This window comes from Campylobacter sp. IFREMER_LSEM_CL908, assembly GCF_025771545.1.
Taxonomy (GTDB): domain Bacteria; phylum Campylobacterota; class Campylobacteria; order Campylobacterales; family Campylobacteraceae; genus Campylobacter_D; species Campylobacter_D lari_D.
Genome location: NZ_JAKMQK010000039.1, coordinates 1 through 582 on the forward strand (window position 1 = coordinate 1; position 582 = coordinate 582).

The following is a 582-nucleotide window of genomic DNA, read 5'->3' on the forward strand; positions in this document are numbered from 1 at the left end:
GCCAAAGCCATCAATGAAAACATCACTAAAACTAAAAATGCATTAGAACAAGATGCTAAAGCAGTAGAACAATCAGTTGATACAGCTAAAGAAATAGAAGGTGGTAATCTAACAGCAAGAATAACAGCAATTCCTGCTAATCCTCAATTAATAGAATTAAAAAATGTATTAAATGATATGCTTGATGTATTACAAGCAAAAGTTGGTTCTAATATGAATGAAATCAATAGAGTATTTGATAGCTATAAGGCATTAGACTTTACTACTGAAGTTAAAAATGCTAAAGGTGGAGTTGAAGTAACTACTAATGTATTAGGTCAAGAAATAGTAGCTATGCTAAGACAATCATCTGAATTTGCTTCTTTATTAGCAGATGAGAGTGGTAAATTACAAAGTGCTGTTAAAGACTTAACAGATTCTTCATCTTCTCAAGCTTCTTCTTTAGAAGAAACAGCAGCAGCATTAGAAGAGATTACTTCTTCTATGCAAAATGTATCTCATAAAACTAGTGAAGTTATTGCTCAAAGTGAAGAGATTAAAAATGTTACTTCTATAATAGGTGATATTGCTGATCAAATTAAC

The 582-nt window shown here is 30.8% G+C and carries 1 pseudogene; it reads left to right on the forward strand.

The annotated features are described in order from the left end of the window. A pseudogene (locus tag L8U04_RS08275) lies at nt 1-582 on the forward strand (methyl-accepting chemotaxis protein); the annotation flags it as partial.